The organism is Paenibacillus arenilitoris, assembly GCF_014705655.1.
Lineage (GTDB): Bacteria > Bacillota > Bacilli > Paenibacillales > Paenibacillaceae > Pristimantibacillus > Pristimantibacillus arenilitoris.
In genome coordinates, this window is record NZ_JACXIY010000022.1 from 1 (window position 1) to 18,631 (window position 18,631).

The window sequence follows — 18,631 nt, forward strand, 5'->3', positions numbered from 1 at the left end:
TGGGATCGCGCCAAATAAGGGCACAAAATACCTCTATTTCGCTCTGATACGCCTGTGGAGCGCCGAAAGTGAGGCAATAGCGCCAACTTTTTCCCTTATTCCGCTAAAAAAGTCGGGATTGCGCCAAATAAGGCCACAAATTACCTCTATTTCGCTCAAACGCGCAGGTTGCGCGCCAAAAGTGAGGAAATAGCGCCATCTCTCGCTTAGAAGCGCCGGTCGTGTGCCGGTAAAGGATAGAGAGGGGACGCCCAGGGAGCCCCACTAAATTGTAAATGATAATCATTATCAATGTCAATGTCAATGGCACTACTGTCAACGTCACTGTCACTACTGTCAATGTAAATGTCACCACTGTCAATGTCATCAATGTCACTGTTTACTGTTATTGTTTACCGTCACTGTTACTGTCACTGTTTACTGTTATTGTTTACCGTCACTGTTTACTGTTATTGTTTACCGTCACTGTTTACCGTCACTGTTTACTGTCACTGTTTACCGTCACTGTTACTGTCACTGTTTACTGTCACTGTCAATGTTATTCTACACTCATTTGCGCCGGGACAATATTGTACAGGAAAGCGGACAAAAAATTATATGTACAAAACAGGGCAAACCCTTTATCATTCTCGTTGATAATCATTATCAAATACAGATCCGCACGGATCAAAGAGAAATTCAGGGAGGTTTTGCAAGATGTTTAAAAAGAACTCGCTCTGGTCAGTCACCATCGCGCTTATGCTCGTCCTGCTGGTCGCCGCGGGCTGCGGCGGATCCAATTCGAATACGCCGGCGGCGGAAACCGGGGAACCGGCTCAGCAGACCGGGGCCGAAGCTTCGGCTAACGCAGCGGGCGGCAATTCCGAAGGAGAAGCGGAAACCCAAAAAATGACGCACTCGATGGGCGAAACGGAAGTTCCGCTCAATCCCGAGAAGGTCGTCGTGCTCGACAACGGCGCGCTCGACAATCTGCTCGCGCTCGGCGTTACGCCGGTGGGGGCGCCGTCGATCATTGCGGTGGAGGACGGTTTCGCTTCTTATTTAAAAGGAACGGAAGGCATTACGAATATCGGTACCGTCGAGCAGCCGAGCCTGGAGACGATCGCGTCCTTGAAGCCGGATGTCATTATCGGCATTAAGGATACGCAGGAAGCGATCTACGAGCAGCTGTCGCAAATCGCGCCTACCGTCTTCACCGAGGTCGGCGGGGCCGAATGGGAGCAGAACCTGGCGGTCCATGCCTCCATCACGAGCAAGGAAGAAGAGGGCAAGAAGCTGCTCGAGAACCTGGATAAAAAGATCGAAGAGCTGAAGAGCAAGGTCGGCGATGCCATAAATTCGACCGAGGTATCGCTGCTTCGTCCGCGGAAGGACCGGGTATCCGTCTACTTGAAGCCGGGCTTCACCGGAGGCGTCGCCGAGAAGATCGGCCTGAAGCGGCCGGCCAAGCAGGACCGCGACGACGACTTCAACTTCAACGTCACCGAAGAGCAGATTGCCGACCTTGACGGAGACGTGATCATTTTGTTCGGACGCGAGAGCGAGCAGGACTATTTCAACGACAAAATCAAAACGAATCCGCTATGGCAAACGCTCAAAGCCGTGAAGAACGACCGCGTCTATTCGGCCGATTGGGAAGTGTGGCTGAGCGGGCACGGCATCCAGGCGGTTAATTTGATGATTGACGACCTTGCCGAATATTTGGCGGCGAAATAACGTAGGGGAGGAAAACCGGTACGGACCGGTTTTCCCTCTTTCATGTGGCGAAAAATCGGAGGTTATCGTGAACATACGGCTTACGGGCATTCTACTTGGCATTCTGCTTGTCTTCGCCGGCCTAGCGGCCAGCATCGCCTTCGGCAAATCGATGATCGCCATGGGCACCGTCTTCGACGCCTTCACGTCGTACGACGGCTCGAGAGAGCATCTCATCGTGCGAACCGTCCGCGTGCCCCGCGCGCTCATGGCGATGATGGTCGGCGCCTGCCTCGGGGCGGCGGGCAGCGTGCTGCAGGCCGTCACCCGCAATCCGCTGGCCGGTCCGGAAATGCTTGGAAGCAGCAACGGCGCGGCGCTGCTGCTCGTCATCTCTATGTTTTTGTTCGGGTATACGTCGTCGATGCTCCATATTTGGGCCGCCCTGATCGGGGCGGGTCTCGCCAGCTTGGCCGTATTCATGCTCGGCTCGCTCGGCGGCGGGATGACGTCGATCAAGCTGATTTTGGCCGGGGCGACCGTTAATTTGCTGCTGGGGTCGCTCGTGCAGGGCATCCTTATTTTCAGCGAGCAATCACTGGACGAAATGCGCTTCTGGCTGGCGGGATCGCTGACCGGCGGAAGCCTGGCGATGTTCGTCAAGGTTCTTCCCTTCATGCTTGCGGGTCTGGCGGGCGCTCTCGTCATGAGCAAGCAGATCAACCTGCTGAGCCTCGGCGACGAAGTGGCGCAGAACCTCGGACTGAAAGTCGGGTTCTATAAGGCGATGGCGCTGCTTGCGATTATGTGCCTGATGGGCGGCGCGGTCGCGATCGCGGGTCCGATCGGCTTCGTCGGCCTTGCCGTGCCCCATCTGGCCCGGTTTTTGGTCGGCGTCGATTACCGCTGGATTATCCCGTATGCCGCCGTGCTGGGAGCGGGGCTGCTGCTGCTGGCGGATATCTGCGCGCGGTTCATCCTGCCGGACCAGGAAATATCCGCGGGCGTCGTGACGGCGCTCGTTGGCGCGCCGTTCCTCATCTATTTGGCGCAGCGGAAGGGGGAATGATGATGCTTCGTTCATTGCTCCGGGAACGCTGGATCGCGGTCGTCGTCCTGCTGCTCGCGGCGAATGCGGCCATCCTGCTGCTTAGCATCATGATCGGCGAATTTCCGATTCCCGCCGCCGAGGCCTGGAAGTCGGTATTCGGGCTGGGCGATCCGGCCTATCATTTCGTCGTCAACGAGCTGCGTTTTCCGAGGTCGCTCGTCGCGTTCCTCGTCGGCTGCGGACTCGCGCTGTCGGGCGCGATTTTGCAGGGCCTCACCCGTAATCCGCTGGCGGCGCCGGGCGTCGTCGGCATTAACGGCGGCGCGGCGGCGTTCGCCGTCACCGCGATCGTGGTGTTCCCGGCGATGCCGATCGCGTGGCTGCCCTTCACCGCTTTCGCCGGCGCGCTCGCCGCAGCGGCGCTGACGTACGTGCTCGCGTGGAGGCGGGGGAGCTCGCCGATGCGGATGCTGCTCGTCGGAATCGGGATCGCGGCGTCCACGAGCGCGTACATCACGTTCTGGGTCACCTCGCGCGATATACAATCCGTCAAGCAGGCGATGCTGTGGCTGATGGGCAGCACGTACGGAAGAACGTGGGAACACTTTTGGCCGCTGCTGCCCTGGCTGCTCGTCTTGTATCCGGCTTCGCTCGCGATGGCGAGAAGGCTGGACGTCCTGAAGCTCGGGGACGAACTGGCCATCGGTCTCGGCAGCGCGGTCGAGCGCTCCCGAGGCCTGCTGCTGCTCATCTGCGTAAGCTTGTCGGGAGCCGCGGTCGCGATGGCGGGCACGATCGGCTTCGTCGGCTTGATGGGGCCGCATATCGCGAGACAGCTCGTCGGCGAATCCAGCGCGAGACTGCTGACCGTCTCCGCGCTCGCCGGCGGCCTCATCGTCATGTCGGCGGATTTGCTCGGAAGAGCGATCGCGCCGCCTATCGAAGTGCCGGCCGGCATCATTACGGCGGCGATCGGCGCGCCTTATCTCATCTATTTGCTTTACCGCAACCGCAAGCCGGCCAAATGAAAGGAGAAGGATGGATAGGATGAACACGGAAAGCGTCAAGCGTCTTGGCACGATGTCGCAATTAATCAAGGAAAGGCGCACGGTCAGGCTGTTCACCGGCGATCCGGTTACCGTGGAGCAGCTGACCGAGCTGCTGGACGTCGCCGTATGGGCGCCTAATCATAATTTGCGCGAGCCATGGCGGTTTATCGTCTACACCGGTGAAGGCCGGAAAGTATTCGCCGACGCCGTCTTCCAGTCGTTCACGCAGGAAGAGGCGAAAAAATACGGGGAAGCCAGGCGGAACGAATATATGGCGACGCCGCTGCATTTGATCGTCGCGCTGAAGGAAGACCCTCGCCAGAAGCAATGGGACGAGGATTTTTCGGCGGTGAGCTGCCTGATTCAAAATCTCCAGCTTGCCGCTTGGGAGCAGGGAATCGGCATGGTCTGGAAGTCGAACCCGTATATGTACCATCCGAAATTCCGCGAGGCGGCGGGCATTCAGCCCGGGGAGAAGGTGGTCGCCGTCCTGCATATCGGCTATCCCCGCATCATTCCACCGGCGGCTCCGCGCACGCCGGCGATCGAGAAGCTGACCGTAGTGGACCGATAGACAGCAGCAGGCTTGCAACTTCATGAAACTCTCGGACCGCGCGCGGTTTCGGGAGTTTTTGTCGTTGACGGCAGGGGGCCGCGGGTGGAGGTGGAGGTGAAGGGGGACGGTTTGTTTCAATAATTGAAACTAGAATCAACCGCACGAACCTGTAAGTCTGATTAGTTTCAAAAGTTGAAACAAAGTCGCTCCATTGGCGATGCTATTCACCGGATTCCGTTGTTTAGTTGCAATTCCTGAAACTACGACTCGATTCCACGGCGGATTAATACCGCTAATTTCAATTTTTGAAATTTTGCAGGGTGTCGTACGCACATCTCAACAATCCGCGCTGGAGCGAGCGGTACAGTTCAACGGCTGTCATAGCGCCGCGCCAGGGGGAAGTCGGCGGCTCGAGCGTCACCGAGTAATGATGCGTCAGACGTCGCAGGCGCACGAAGAGGATACTGGTGAGCGGTGCTGTCGCACGTGACGCGGCTGATGTCGCGGGCGTACGAAGAGGAAGCTGGCGGCCCGAGCGTCACCGAGTAATGATGCGTCAGACGTCGCAGGCGCACGAAGAGGATACTGGCGAGCGGTGCTGTCGCACAGTGACGCGGCTGATGTCGCGGGCGTACGAAGAGGAAGCTGGCGGCCCGAGCGTCGCCGAGTAATGATGCGTCAGACGTCGCAGGCGCACGAAGAGGATACTGGCGCGCAGTGACGCGTCTGATATCGCGGGCGCACGAAGAGGAAGCTGGCGAGCGGTGCTGTCACGCAGTGACGCGTCTGACATCGCGGGCGTGCGAAGACGAAGCTTGCAGTCCGTGCTCCGCCGCACAATGACTCGTCTGTCGTCGCGGCCGCGCAACGCTGTTGGTGGCAAATATACCAATTACTGACCGTTTGCGCATATTTATGCGTCGTTTATCCCGGAAAATGGGCAAAAATGTGCATGGCCTTCCGGAACCGCCTTAGCTAAAATGATAATGAATATCATTATCACTAACGAAAGCGCTCTGTTTTCGCGTGAATCCGGAGCGGAGCGCAGCCATAAGGAGCGTGCAGAAGATGAGTCGGAGCAAGAAGCAGCTGCATCTGAATTTGTTTTTGCGCAATACGGGACATCATGAAGCGTCCTGGAGACATCCGGACAGCCAGCCGGGCGGAGTGACCGATATCGCGTACTACGTGCGCCTCGCGCAGACGGCCGAGCGGGGCAAGCTGGACTCGTTATTTCTGGCCGATTCGTACGGCCTGCCGCCAACGATGCAGTTCTTGGTGCAGCAGGCGCTCGAGCCGTTCACCCTGCTGTCCGCCCTCGCGATGGCAACCAGCCGCATCGGGCTGATCGGCACGGCGTCGACGACCTATAACGAACCGTTCCATATCGCGAGAAAGTTCGTATCGCTCGATCATATTAGCGGCGGCCGGGCGGGCTGGAACATCGTCACCTCGACGGGCAACGCCACCGCCTTCAACTTCAGCGACGCGCCGCTTCCCGAGCATTCGGAGCGCTACCGGCGCGCCGGCGAATTCATGGAGGTGGTGAGGGCGCTTTGGGACAGCTGGGAGGAGGACGCCGTCGTCGGCGACAAAGAAAACGGGCTGTACGTCAATCCGGCCAAGCTGCATGAAATCAGGCACGCGGGCGAATACTTCAACGTCCGCGGCCCGCTGAACCTGCCAAGAGCGCCGCAGGGGCATCCGGTGCTCGTGCAGGCGGGCGCGTCGGATACCGGGCGGGAATTCGCCTCGAGCCTGGCCGAAGCGGTATTCACGGCCCAGAACACGCTCGAAGACGGACAGCGCTTCTACGCGGACGTGAAGGCCCGCATGCTGAAGCACGGACGCTCGCCGGACCGGATGAAAATTTTGCCCGGATTTTGCCCGGTCATCGGCGATACGCACGCGGAGGCCGTGGAGAAGGAGCGCGAGCTGAACGAACTGACGCAGCCGGAGTACGGCGTGTACCGGCTGTCGAACCTGCTGAAGATGGATCTGCGCGATTATCCGCTGGACGGTCCGCTGCCGTACGCGGAGCTGGCCCGCAATGCCGAGATTAATTCGCAGAAGGCGCGCCATCAGCTTTATTTGGAGCTCGCCCAGCGAGAAAATTTGACGATCCGCCAGCTCATTCTGCGCACCGCGACGTCGCGCGGCCATTATTCGATTACGGGCACGCCGGTCGAAATCGCCGACGAGATGGAGCGGTGGATCGACGCGGGGGCGGCCGACGGGTTCAATCTGATGCCGCCTTGCTTCCCGACCGGGCTCGACGAGTTCGTGGATAAGGTCGTGCCGGAGCTGCAAAACCGCGGCCTGTTCCGCACGGAATACGAAGGGGCTACGCTGCGCGAGCACTACGGCCTTGCAAAGCCGGAGCGAACGAGCGGTCAGCGGGCGGTCGCCGCCAAGTAGAACGAGGGGAGGAACGCAAGCTATGCATGCATCGAAAAGGCAGCTGCATCTGAACCTGTTTATTATGGGCAACGGCCATCACGAGGCGGCTTGGCGGATGGAAGGCTGCCGGCCGCGCGACGTGACGAAGGCGGACTATTACGCGGGCCTGCTTCGGACCGCGGAGCAGGGCAAGCTGGACTCGCTGTTTCTGGCCGACTCCTACGCGCTGCCTCCGACGATCCGTTACAAGGTGCTGCAGAGCCTGGAGCCGTTCACGCTGCTGTCCGCCCTGGCGATGGGAACGAGCCGGATCGGCCTCATCGGCACGGCCTCGACGACTTACAGCCACCCTTACCACGTGGCCCGGCAGTTCGCCTCGCTCGATTTCATCAGCGAGGGACGCGCGGCATGGAACATCGTCACCTCCACGAACGACGCGACGGCGTATAACTTCGCGGGCGAGCGGCTGCCGGACCATTCGGAGCGCTATCTTCGCGCGGAGGAGTTCGTGGACGTGGTGCGGCGTCTGTGGGACAGCTGGGAGGACGAAGCGATTTTGGCGGATCAGGATCAGGGCATCTATGCCGATCCGGAACGGATCCACGCGATCCTACACAGCGGGGAACACTTCTCCGTGCGCGGTCCGCTGAACCTGCCGAGACCCCCGCAAGGGCAGCCGGTCCGGGTGCAGGCAGGGGCGTCGGAGACGGGCAAGGAATTCGCCGCCAAGCTGGCGGAGGTCGTGTTCACGGCGCAAAACTCGATGGCGGACGGGCAGCTGTTCTACGCCGACGTGAAGGCGCGGCTGGCCAAGTACGGACGATCGCCGGAGGAGCTGAAAATATTGCCGGGCTTCTGCGCCATTATCGGCGACACGGAAGCGGAAGCGAAGGAGAGGGAAGTCGAGCTTCACCGCCATATTCAGCTCGATTACGGCCTGCACCGCCTGTCCAATCTGTTTCAGACGGATATGTCGGCGTTCCCGCTCGACGAGCCGGTGCCCGTCGAATTTCTGTCGCGGCAGGCGGAAGTGAACGGGCACAGGGGACGCTACGCCCTATACGTCGAGCTCGCGCGCAGGGAGAAGCTGACGGTCCGCGAGCTGATCCGGCAGACCGCCTCTTCGCGCGGCCATTATTCGATGGCGGGCACGCCCGTTCAAATCGCCGACGAGATGGAGAAGTGGTGGCGGGAGGGCGCGGCGGACGGCTTCAACGTAATGCCGCCGTATTTGCCCGCCGGTCTCGAGCAATTCGTCGGGAAGGTCGTGCCGGAGCTGCAGAACAGGGGCGTGTTCCGCGGCGAATATGAGGGGACGACGCTCCGGGAGCATTACGGGCTTCTGCGCCCGGCGAACCGATACGGAAAGGCGGGGCTTACGGTTTCGGGCTGAACCGCCACTACAGAAAGGAATGGAACGATGGAAACGGCAAAGCGGCACATGCATCTTAATTTGTTTCTGATGAACACGGGCCATCACGAGGCTTCCTGGCGGCATCCGGATACGTCTCCGCGCCGGATTACGGAGCTCGACTATTACTGCGAGATCGGCAGGATCGCCGAGCGCGGCAAGCTCGATTCGCTCTTTTTGGCGGATACGTACGTTCTGCCCGTCACCGTCCGGCATAAAGTGCTGCACGGTCTGGAGCCCTTCACGCTGCTTGCGGCGATCGCCGCCGTCACGAGCCGCATCGGTCTGATCGGCACGGCGTCGACGACCTACAACGACCCGTTCCATATCGCGCGCAAATTCGCTTCGCTGGATCATATCAGCGGCGGCCGCACCGGCTGGAACATCGTCACGACGGCGAGCGAGAGCGCGGCGTACAACTTCGGCGACCGGGCGCTGCCGGATCATGCCCAGCGGTACCGCCGGGCGGACGAATTCGTCGAGGTCGTCAAAGCGCTGTGGGACAGCTGGGAGGACGGGGCGCTCGTGGCCGACAAGGACAGCGGCGTCTACGCGGATATGGACAAGATCCATCCGCTGGCGCACAAAGGGGCGTTCTTCTCCGTGCAAGGGCCGCTGAACGTGCCGCGCGCGCCGCAGGGGCAGCCGGTGCTCGTGCAGGCGGGGTCCTCGGAGGACGGCAAGTCGTTCGCAGCCAAAGTCGCAGAGGCGGTGTTCACCGCCCAGAACGATTATCGCAGCGGGCAGGCGTTCTACCGGGATATGAAGGACCGGGCGAATCGCTGCGGCCGGAGTCCGGACGAGCTGCGCGTGCTGCCGGGCTTGTACACCGTCGTCGGCGACACGGAGGCGGAGGCGAAGGAGCTGGAGCGGGAGCTGGGCGAGCTGACGGTGCCGGCTTTCGGCCTGCAGCGGCTGTCGACGCTGTTCAAGGTCGACCTGACGGGCTATCCGCTGGACGCTCCCGTTCCGCTTGAGCTTCTGCCGAAGGCTGACGAAATCAACGGGAACAGGGGGAGATACGAGCTTATCGAAAACATGGCGAGAAGGGAGAAGCTGACGATTGGCCAGCTGATCAAACGGACGGCCGGATCGAGAGGGCATGCCGCCGCCGTCGGCACGCCGGCGCAAATCGCCGACGAGATGGAACGGTGGTTCAAAGGGGAGGCCGCGGACGGCTTCAACCTGATGCCGTCGCATATGCCGGGCGGACTGGCGGACTTCGTGGACAAGGTCATTCCCGAGCTGCAGAACCGGGGCTTGTTCCGCTCGGAGTACGAAGGATACACGTTGCGGGACCATTACGGCTTGCCTCGGCCCGCGGGCAGAGGCAGAGAGGGAGTACGGCTATGAGCGCGGGCGGGGCGGATCGCAAGCTCATCCTCACCGCGGCGCTCGACGGCCCGGATTACGCGCGGTGCGTCCGCCAGGCGCAAATCGCCGAGCAGGCGGGCTTCCACGCGGTCGTCGCGCCGGAGAGCAGCGACTTCCGTCTTGGCGGCAACGGGGAGCCGGAGGCGGCGCTGGAGCCGTTCTCCCTGCTGGCCGCGCTGTCCGCGGGAACCGCGAGCATCGGTCTGATCGCGGAGGTTCATGCCGCCTATAACGAGCCGTACCATATCGCCAGGAAATTGGGCGCGCTGGACTATATGAGCCGCGGCCGGGCGGGATGCCATATCGCGCCGGGGCCGGCGGCCGCGGCGGGCAACTTCGGCCGGACGGGCGAAGGCGGACCCGGTCCGCGCCTGCTCGAAGCCGAGGCCGCCGCGACGGAGTTCGCGGAAGCGCTAAGGCTGCTGTGGGACAGCTGGGAGGACGATGCGCTCGTCTACGATAAGCGGGCCGGCGTCCAAATGGACGAAGGCAAGGTCAGGGAGATCGATTATGCCGGCCGTTATTACGCGGTCAAGGGGCCGCTTAATATCGCCCGGCCGCCGCAAGGTCAGCCGCCGGTGCTGTTCGCGGTGACCGGCGCAAGAGGCAGGTCCGCCGCGGCGAAGGAGGCGGACGCGGCCGTCGCGCCGCTGCTTTCGACCGCGGAGGCGGCGCTCATGCGAGCGGATATGCGCGCCAGAATGGTGCGGAACGGCCGGAGGGCGGAGGACCTCCGCCTGCTTGCGGAGCTATGTCCGGTTGTCGCCGAGACGAACGAGGAGGCAAGGGAGCTCGAGCACAGGCTTAGGCAGGCGTTCGGCGCGGCGAGCGAGAGGCTGATCTTCGCGGGGACCGCCGCCGCCGTCGCGGACCGGATCGAAGCGTGGTTCCGCCAAGAGGCGATCGACGGCTTTCATATCGCGCCGCTTCCACGGCCGGACTTGCTTCCCGCCTTCGCCGCTAAGGTCGTCCCCGAGCTGCGGCGCAGAGGGCTGTTCCGTGCGGGCGGGGAGACGTCGACCCTTCGTTCCGGCCTGGGCCTTGCGAGGCCGAACAACGTGTTCGCGACCTTGAAGAGAAGGGGAGGATCCGACTGAATCGCGGCAAAAGGCTTCATTTGAACTTATTCGCGCACGGAACGGGCCATCACGAAGCGGCTTGGCGGCTTCCGGAGGCCGATCCCCGGCAGACGCTCGACATTGATTATTACCGGCATCTGGCCCGCGTAGCCGAACGCGGCCTGATGGATTCGCTATTCGTCAGCGACGCTTATTTCGGCAGAATCAACAAGCTGGAAGCGACGACGCTGCTGGCCGCGCTCAGCGCGGCTACCGAGCGCATCGGGCTGATCGCCACGGTCGGCACGACTTACTGCGAGCCGTATCATCTGGCGCGGCAAGCGGCTACGCTGGACCATATAAGCGGGGGCAGGGCCGGCTGGAACATCGTCACCGGCAGCGCGGACGCCTCTTCGCTTAACTTCGGCAAAGCCGAGCATCCGGAGCATTCGCGTCGGTACCGGATCGCCGAAGAGTTCGTCGACGCAGTCAAGCGGCTGTGGGACGGCGGGATAGACCCCGCATTATCCGGCGGCGCGCAGCCCGTCGACGGGCCGAGCGGCCTTCGTCCGGATTCCGGCATTGTAGGCGAAGCGGGCTTCGAGGGGGAGTACTACAGCGTGAAGGGCCCGTTCAATCTGCCCCGCCCGCCCCAAGGCTATCCTGTGCTCGTCCAGGCCGGCTCCTCGGAGAGCGGCAGGGCGATGGGCGCGCGGGTGGCGGAAGTCGTCTTTACGGCGCAGCAAACCTTTGACGCGGCGCGCGAATTTTACGCCGATCTTAAGTCGAGGCTGCCGGCTTACGGCCGTCTTCCCGAGCAGCTCGTCATTATGCCGGGGCTGTGCCCGATCGTGGCGGACACCGAGGCGGAGGCGAGAGAGCTGGAGGCGGAGCTGAACGAGCACGTGAACATGCAGGATGCGCTGAAGCGGTTATCCTCGCGCTTCGAGGCCGATCTCTCCGAATACCCGCTTGACGGGCCCGTGCCGCTGCATAAAGCGAAGCTGCCCGGCGAGATCAACGCGCTTCGAAGCCGTCAGCAGCTGCTGCTGGACATGATCGAGGAGGAATCGCTGACGATCCGCCAGTTCGTGCGCCGGTTCGCGAACGGCCGCGGCCACTTCGCCTTCACGGGGACGGCCGTCCGGCTGGCCGACGAGATGGAGAAGTGGTTCCTCCGCGGGGCGGCGGACGGCTTCAACATTATGCCCCAATCGTTCCCGGGAGGGCTAGAAGCCTTCGTGGATAAAGTCATACCGGAGCTGCAGAACCGAAAGCTGTTTCGGGAAGCCTACGAGGGGACGACGCTGCGCGAGCATCTGGGCCTCGCCATGCCGGTCCCTCGATACCGAGCGCTGAGATAAGCTCTTGCTAAAGGAGTGGTTAGGATGAACCAGACGCCTCTTAACGAATCCGTTAAGGCGATAGAGAAAACCATTGCTTACATGCAGAACCATTTTCACGACAAGATCGACATGGCGATGATGTCCTCGATGGCCGGGCTTACGGCAAGCTCCTATTCCCGGCTGTTCAAGAAAACGATGAACGTGTCGCCGGTCAAATATTTGACCCGGCTCCGCATCGAGCGGGCCAAGCGGCTGCTGCGGCATTACGACGCGCCGGTCAAGGAGGTGTCGGCCGCGGTCGGCTTCGGCGACGAGTTTTATTTCAGCCGCATCTTCCGCCGGCTCGTCGGGGTAACGCCGTCCCATTACGCAAGTCAAGGACGCGCCCGCGAGAACAAGCATTTTATCGGATAAAACGAACGAACGAACCCCCTGTTTCCGGTTGCGCGGAGGCAGGGGGTTCGGCATGCGCGTTCTTCGTGAGCGGTACCAGGAATAGTTGGTACTATGGCTCCTGCTTACCGGATGCTACACTGATTGCATCAAGTTGAACGAAGTTTGTTCGTGGAGGTGCCCGGTGAAAATCGCGAAGAAAATCAGTTTTTGGCTCGCGCTGTTTTCGTTGGCCGTTTGTCTGTTCAATCTGTCCGGGGAAGACGACAAAAACCTGCTGTTGTTTTTTACGAATCCGCTGCTGCTGGCGCTGAACGGTTATTTAACGAAATTAAACGCTTCGATGGCGAATGAAGAGCTCTTCATGCTGATCGTCTACGGCATTCATTTAGGCTCGTGGTTGATTGCCGGGTTGCTGCTCGATGGGATGATATCGCGATTGAAACAGCGTTAGCAGCGTCCTTTTGCGCGGCGATTGTTTCCGAATGGAGAGGGACCGATGAAACGGGGGACGTCATTCATGCTGCGAAGCCGAGAAGCCATTGTCGCATTATTCACGGCCGCGATCCCTTTCAGCCTAATCAATTTTAGCGCGTATTTGAAAGGGGGCATGCCCGATCCGGTTCAAGTTGCGGGTTCGCTCGCCTATATGGCGATGTGGTTTACCGCCGCGCTGTATTTCGGGCTGAGAGGTATACGGTTTTTGAGAGGATTGACGATCTATTGGGGATTGGGCGGGTTATTGACCATCGCTGCATTCATTGCGGATAAGTTGGCGATAGCTCTTCCGATCTACTTCATTTTTGCAGGGCCGCTGTACGGCATTCGAATATTTTTGAACGTACGGCCCGACGCCAAGTTCGTCTTGATCGGCATTGCTATTGTATACACCGCGAGCTGTATCGGATATTTAATCGGCATCGAACGATCAAGAAGAATCAACGGCTGCTAGCCGTCCGCAGATCTGCCCGGGCAGACGCGCGGGCGGCTTATTTGTATCCGGTTGTTAACTTTCGCTAATAGATTAACGGCCTTAATCATGAGCGGATACGAGTCAATTTGCCGGGGAGAGTTGCTTATGAAATTAATACCGGGGTATTATTGTTTTTTTAATATTCACTTGTGCGTATATACATTTTTGTGTATGTTATAAACATGAACACATCAGCCATGCAATTAACCCTGCTCACCATCTCGGAGCCTAACCGCTTCAACATCGTAGAGCTATTGAAGAAAGGGCCGCGCTCGGTAGGCGACATCGTTCAGGCATTAAGCATCGGCCAGCCGCAAGTATCGCGCCATTTGCGCATTTTGAGCGAGGCGGGGCTGGTAAAGGTTCGGCGGCAAGCCCAGCTGCGCATCTACAGCCTGGAGGCGCAGCCGTTCCAAGAGCTCGACAGCTGGTTCGATTCGTTCAGCGAGCTGTGGGAGGAGCGGCTTGACCAATTCGAGGACTATATGAGCGAAATCCACGGAAAGGAGCAGCCATGACCGGTATCGACAGCTTGATCGTGCCCTGCAGGAAGAACGGCTTAACCGTTATGCGGGAGCGCTTCGACGCCCTCGAACAGTATTTGAAAAGGATGAAGCGCCCGTGAGGGCCAAAACGAAAATCGTGAGAGACAAGGAGCGAAGAGAGCTCGCCGTCGAACGTTATTTACGAAGCTGCCGATTCCGATCGGCGGCTTTCTTTTATCGCGTTCGCAGCCGGGCATGGCGGGAGACGAACAGGGCGGCAATCCGCGTTTAGCCCCAAATCGGGATGGTCATAATGGTGAGAAGACAACCATACGTGGAGAAGGTAGCGTTCGCAAATGCATCGTAAGAAGTCAGCAAATCATCGTCAAGTGGAGGAGCTTCCTTTATTGCCGGAATACAAGGCTATTCCGGTCGAACCGAGCGTCGAACGCAACGTGGAGCGCCTGCTCGGCGATTTCGGCCGGAGCGACGACGTCATCGTCCGCGAGATCCGGCACGCGGGCGCCGAGTCGGCCGCGGCCGCGGTGCTGTATATCGACGGCATGACGGACGCGGCGGCCGTGAACAGCTACGTTTACGACGTGCTCAGCCGTTCGTTGAACGACGCTCAAGGCGGGGAGGAAGCGGCGGAAGGCCCGAACAAGGCGGCGCTGGCGGGGGAGCTCGTCTTCGGCATCGGTGCCGTCAGGACGGTGTCGGAGCTGGCATCGCTGTACGGCAGCCTGCTGTCCGGCGAAGCCGTCATCCTTCTGGACGGAAGCAAGCATGCGTACTGTGCGGATATCCGGCATTGGAAGGGGCGCGACGTCACCGAGTCGACGAACCAGACGTCCGTCAGGGGCCCGAGGGAGAGCTTTACCGAGACGCTCCGGACCAATACGTCGATGATCAGGCGGAAAATCAAGGATCCGCGGCTTTGGCTCGAAACGCATGCCGTCGGGCGCCTCACGAAGACCGATGTCACGGTCATGTATATTAACGGGATCGCCAAGCCTTCCGTCATCGAAGAGGTGCGTTCTCGGCTGCTGGCCATCGATATCGACAGCGTCCTGGACAGCGGCTACATCGAGGAGCTGATCGAGGACGGCAAGTATTCGCTGTTCCCGACGGTTTACAATACGGAGCTGCCGGACAACGTCGCCGCGCAGCTGCTGGAAGGCAAGGTTGCGATCGTCGTGGACGGCACGCCGAACGTACTGATCGTGCCGACGCAGCTCGTCGCCTTCTTCCAGTCGACGGAGGACTATTATCAGCGCGCTTTCTATGCGTCGCTGCTTCGCCTCCTGCGGTTCGGGAGCGTATTGATCTCGCTTCTGCTTCCCTCCTTGTACATCGCGATCACGACGTTCCACCGCGATATGCTGCCGGCCTCGCTCCTGTTCAATCTGTCGGCGCAGCGGGAGGGCGTGCCGTTCCCGGCGTTCGTCGAGGCGATCGTCATGGAGATCACGTTCGAAATTTTGCGGGAAGCGGGATTGCGCATGCCGCGCGCTATCGGGCAAGCCGTATCGGTCGTCGGCACGCTCGTGATCGGCCAGGCGGCCGTCGAAGCGGGCATCGTCTCGGCCGCGATGGTCATCGTCGTATCCGTTACGGCGATTTCCACGTTCACGCTGCCGGCCTACAGCATGTCGATCCCGATCCGCATTCTCCGCTTCGCCTTCATGGGCTTGGCGGCGAGCTTCGGGCTGTTCGGCATTATTATGGGTTTTTTCGTGCTGCTGCTGCATCTGTGCGCGCTGCGCTCCTTCGGCGAGCCGTATATGGCGCCATTCTCGCCTTACGTTTCGCCGGATATCGAGGATACGATCATTCGCATGCCAAGATGGCTATCTTTAAAGAGACCCGACACGTCGGTCGGCAGCGGCGGCAGACGCCAGCGCAGACGGTGGTAAGGAGGAGCATCGATATGCTGAGCAAGCTAACCATCCTTGCACTGTGTCTGCTGATGCTAACCGGATGCTGGAGCCGAAGGGAGCTGAACGACATTCTGGTCGTGCTCGGAGCCGGCATCGACTGGGAGGAAGGCGAGTATCTGGTCTCGTTCCAGGTCGTCAACCCGAGCGAAATATCGACGCAGCGGAAAAGCGCGGACCGCCCGCCCGTCACGCTGTACCAGGGAAAAGGGAAGACCTTGTTCGAAGCGGCGCGCTCCTTGACGGCGGAAGCTCCGCGGAAAGTGTACATGGGCCACTTGCAGCTCTATGTCCTTAGCGAAGAAATCGCGAGAAGGGGACTAAACGACGTCGTCGACAATATGCTGCGCGACAATGAATTCCGGATGGATTTCAACCTCGTCGTTGCCAAAGGAACCTCGGCCTCCGATATTTTGAAGCTGTATACGCCGCTTGAGAAGCTGCCGACCAACAACATGCTGCAATCGCTGGAGACATCGGAGAAGTCCTGGGCGCCGTCCGTATCCATCATGCTCGACGAGGTGCTGGATAAGTTGTCAAACGACGGCACCGAGCTTGCGTTGACCGGCATTCAATTGATCGGCGACCCCAATATGGGCGAGTCCAAAAAAAACGTTGAGGTCTACCATCCGCCAAGCCGCTTCCGTTATACCGGCATTGCCGCATTCAAGGGCGACAAGCTGGTCAGCTGGCTGAACGAGAACGAAAGCAAAGGGTATACGGATATTACCGACAATCTCGACAGCACGTCGATTGAGCTTGCTTGCGGGGAGCGTGATTATATGGGGATCGAAATCATTTCGTCGAACGCGAAGATCGAGACCAAGCTGCGAAGCGGGAAGCCCGAGGTTGCCGTGAGCATAAGGTCGGAAGCGAATATCGTCGACAGGTCGTGCAAAAGCGTGGATTTGACCGATCCCGAGGCGATCAAGCGGCTGGAAGAGGAGGCGGCGAAGCAGCTGCGATCGCATGCGGAAGCGGCCGTCAAGAAGGCGAAGCGTCTCAAGTCCGACATACTCGGCTTCGGCAATCAGCTCGGCAAGGATTATCCCGAGTATTGGAAAACCGTGAAGGATAGCTGGAACGAACGGTATTTCCCGCAGACCGAGGTCACGTACAACATTAAGCTGATGATCCGCAAGACGGGTACGACAGGCAATTCAACCTTGAAGCATTCGTAGGAAGGGGCTGGTAAGCATGGCATCATTCCTGGCCGTGCTGGCGCTGGCGGGAGGCGTCTTCTGGCTGGAGGCGCCGGGACTGATTCGCCGCAAGCGCAAGCGGGAGCTGGCCGTCTTCGTCGTTTTCCTGCTCGCGGCAACGGCGCTTTACGGCGCCTTGGCGCTGGAGGTCAAGCTGCCGAATCCGTTCATGATCATCAAACTCGTCTACGGAGGGGGCGCCTAGCGCATGCCGATTTCGGGGAAAGGGAGGGGCAGATGAAGGGGAAGGCCGATGTGAAAATATCCGTACGTCAGTTCACGATTCTCGTCATTCTCGGCGTAATCGGGGATTCGATCCTTATTCTGCCGACGATCACGGCGACCTCGGCGAAGCAGGACGCCTGGTTGTCCATGCTGCTGGCCATGCTGCTCGGCATGGGGGCAGGCTGGTTATTCGCCTCGATCGCGGACCGGCTGCGCGGGGAAAGTCCCGTCACCGCAATGCAGGCGAGGCTTGGCGCATGGGCGGGAGGCGCCGCTGGCCTGCTGCTGCTCTTCAATTTTTTTATGTGCGTCCTCACCCTGCTCAGCGAGATGAGCCAGTTCATGACGACGCAGCTCATGCCGGAGACGCCCGTCAACGCGATTCTAATCGTTTTCCTGGCGGTCGTGATCGTGGCGTACCGGTACGGCCTCGAGGCGTTCGCGCGCATGAGCGAGCTGCTCTTTCCGGTCTTCGCTTTATTGCTTGTTTTCCTGGTCGTCTTCCTGATTCCGCAGGTGAAAATCGAAAATCTGCAGCCGATCGGTCGGACAGGTTTTTTTTCGATCTGGGAAGGCGCGCTACCTTCGTTCGCGGCAGGCTTCGCGGAGATGGTCGTGCTGCTCATGCTCGTCCCTCACGTCGCCGCCAAGGGCAAGCTGAGGAGGCCGATCCTGACGGGCTTCGCGGTCGGGGGCGCCATGATGCTCGCGGTCGTTCTTCTATGCGTGACGGTGCTGGGCCCGAGCCTTATGGAGACGAAATATTATCCGACCTTCGTGCTGGCGCAGAAAATTACGGTAGGCGATTTTTTGGAGCGGCTGGAAGCCATCATGGCTTTTTTATGGATCATTACGGTCTTTAACAAAGTGCTGCTCCTGTATTATGGGTTGACGACCGGCCTTTCGCAGCTGCTGAAGCTGAGGGAGGACCGCATGCTGACGATTCCGCTCGGCATGATCCTCCTCGTATGCACGGTTATCGGCACGCCCAATATTACGGTTTATAACGAGATCATCGTTAATGATTACCCGTGGTTCGACATGACGTTCGGTCTGGCGCTGCCGGCGCTGCTTCTTGCGCTGCTGTTGGTCAAGCGCAGCCGGAAGATGAGCGGAGAATGAAGGGAGGCGTGCGGCGGGAGGCGGGATTTGGGTATTGCCAGAGGCGGGCGCATCCCTTATAGTCTTTATTAAGAACAAAATGTTCATTATAAAGAATTTTGTAAGGATGATGAGGATGAGAACGATCGTAAGCGTGCTTGCCGCGGCGGTCATCGTATGGGCATTGTTTTCGTTTTTGATTATTTTGCCCCCGAAGGATGGGGAAGCGAGCGTTAAGACGCAGGCGATTACGGGCAAAACGTATTTTTACGATGCCGCGAGGAAAGAGAGCAATCCTTGGCTGGAGTTTTTGATCGACTAGAACGTGAGCGCTCCGGCATAAGCAGCTGCGTTGCACTTTTGCAACGGGATGGA

The 18,631-nt window shown here is 59.9% G+C and carries 20 protein-coding genes; all 20 read left to right on the plus strand.

What is annotated here, in order from left to right; all coding sequences use genetic code 11:
- Positions 1-193 (plus strand): hypothetical protein (locus tag IDH41_RS31480; RefSeq protein ID WP_223829845.1); only part of this gene is annotated, 193 nt, incomplete at its 5' end.
- 503 nt (positions 194-696) lie between these two features.
- Positions 697-1,716: an ABC transporter substrate-binding protein gene (locus IDH41_RS18365; protein ID WP_190863578.1), complete on the plus strand. Its 1,020-nt coding sequence runs from the start codon at positions 697-699 to the stop codon at positions 1,714-1,716.
- A 67-nt stretch (positions 1,717-1,783) separates the two neighbouring features.
- Positions 1,784-2,764: a FecCD family ABC transporter permease gene (locus tag IDH41_RS18370; RefSeq protein WP_317890774.1), complete on the plus strand. Its 981-nt coding sequence runs from the start codon at positions 1,784-1,786 to the stop codon at positions 2,762-2,764.
- A gap of 2 nt (positions 2,765-2,766) precedes the next feature.
- Positions 2,767-3,774 (plus strand): FecCD family ABC transporter permease, encoded by a 1,008-nt coding sequence (locus IDH41_RS18375; protein WP_223829846.1) that lies wholly within the window; start codon positions 2,767-2,769, stop codon positions 3,772-3,774.
- A 19-nt stretch (positions 3,775-3,793) separates the two neighbouring features.
- Complete coding sequence (locus tag IDH41_RS18380; protein WP_190863582.1) at positions 3,794-4,369, plus strand: nitroreductase family protein; 576 nt, start codon at positions 3,794-3,796, stop codon at positions 4,367-4,369.
- 1,050 nt (positions 4,370-5,419) lie between these two features.
- A complete protein-coding gene (locus IDH41_RS18385; RefSeq protein ID WP_190863584.1) occupies positions 5,420-6,769 on the plus strand; it encodes an LLM class flavin-dependent oxidoreductase in 1,350 nt (449 codons plus the stop codon).
- A 22-nt stretch (positions 6,770-6,791) separates the two neighbouring features.
- On the plus strand, positions 6,792-8,144 hold the full coding sequence (locus tag IDH41_RS18390) for an LLM class flavin-dependent oxidoreductase (RefSeq protein WP_190863586.1): 1,353 nt from the start codon (positions 6,792-6,794) through the stop codon (positions 8,142-8,144).
- A 27-nt stretch (positions 8,145-8,171) separates the two neighbouring features.
- Positions 8,172-9,515: an LLM class flavin-dependent oxidoreductase gene (locus tag IDH41_RS18395; protein ID WP_190863587.1), complete on the plus strand. Its 1,344-nt coding sequence runs from the start codon at positions 8,172-8,174 to the stop codon at positions 9,513-9,515.
- Positions 9,512-10,633 carry an LLM class flavin-dependent oxidoreductase gene (locus IDH41_RS18400; RefSeq protein WP_190863589.1) on the plus strand — a complete coding sequence of 374 codons (1,122 nt, stop codon included), beginning with the start codon at positions 9,512-9,514 and terminating at the stop codon, positions 10,631-10,633. The genes IDH41_RS18395 and IDH41_RS18400 overlap by 4 nt, the downstream gene beginning before the upstream one ends.
- A gap of 20 nt (positions 10,634-10,653) precedes the next feature.
- On the plus strand, positions 10,654-11,958 hold the full coding sequence (locus tag IDH41_RS18405) for an LLM class flavin-dependent oxidoreductase (protein ID WP_223829847.1): 1,305 nt from the start codon (positions 10,654-10,656) through the stop codon (positions 11,956-11,958).
- 24 nt (positions 11,959-11,982) lie between these two features.
- Positions 11,983-12,354, plus strand: coding sequence for a helix-turn-helix domain-containing protein (locus tag IDH41_RS18410; RefSeq protein ID WP_190863591.1), 372 nt, complete (start codon positions 11,983-11,985; stop codon positions 12,352-12,354).
- Positions 12,355-12,517: 163 nt separating this feature from the next.
- On the plus strand, positions 12,518-12,787 hold the full coding sequence (locus IDH41_RS18415) for a hypothetical protein (RefSeq protein WP_190863593.1): 270 nt from the start codon (positions 12,518-12,520) through the stop codon (positions 12,785-12,787).
- Between the two features lie 66 nt (positions 12,788-12,853).
- The gene (locus tag IDH41_RS18420) at positions 12,854-13,285 is read left to right on the plus strand and encodes a hypothetical protein (protein ID WP_190863595.1); all 432 of its coding nucleotides are present in this window, start codon (positions 12,854-12,856) and stop codon (positions 13,283-13,285) included.
- A 203-nt stretch (positions 13,286-13,488) separates the two neighbouring features.
- Positions 13,489-13,824: an ArsR/SmtB family transcription factor gene (locus IDH41_RS18425; RefSeq protein WP_223829848.1), complete on the plus strand. Its 336-nt coding sequence runs from the start codon at positions 13,489-13,491 to the stop codon at positions 13,822-13,824.
- Positions 13,825-13,927: 103 nt separating this feature from the next.
- A complete protein-coding gene (locus IDH41_RS18430; RefSeq protein ID WP_190863597.1) occupies positions 13,928-14,083 on the plus strand; it encodes a hypothetical protein in 156 nt (51 codons plus the stop codon).
- A 115-nt stretch (positions 14,084-14,198) separates the two neighbouring features.
- The gene (locus IDH41_RS18435) at positions 14,199-15,707 is read left to right on the plus strand and encodes a spore germination protein (protein WP_223829849.1); all 1,509 of its coding nucleotides are present in this window, start codon (positions 14,199-14,201) and stop codon (positions 15,705-15,707) included.
- Positions 15,708-15,721: 14 nt separating this feature from the next.
- Positions 15,722-16,909, plus strand: coding sequence for a Ger(x)C family spore germination protein (locus IDH41_RS18440; RefSeq protein ID WP_190863601.1), 1,188 nt, complete (start codon positions 15,722-15,724; stop codon positions 16,907-16,909).
- A 16-nt stretch (positions 16,910-16,925) separates the two neighbouring features.
- Positions 16,926-17,135, plus strand: a complete 210-nt coding sequence (locus tag IDH41_RS18445) for a hypothetical protein (protein ID WP_190863603.1) — start codon at positions 16,926-16,928, stop codon at positions 17,133-17,135.
- A gap of 50 nt (positions 17,136-17,185) precedes the next feature.
- Entirely contained in the window at positions 17,186-18,277 is a 1,092-nt protein-coding gene (locus tag IDH41_RS18450; protein ID WP_190863604.1) for a GerAB/ArcD/ProY family transporter, read from the plus strand.
- Positions 18,278-18,392: 115 nt separating this feature from the next.
- A complete protein-coding gene (locus IDH41_RS18455) occupies positions 18,393-18,578 on the plus strand; it encodes a hypothetical protein (protein WP_190863606.1) in 186 nt (61 codons plus the stop codon).
- Positions 18,579-18,631 lie beyond the last annotated feature (53 nt).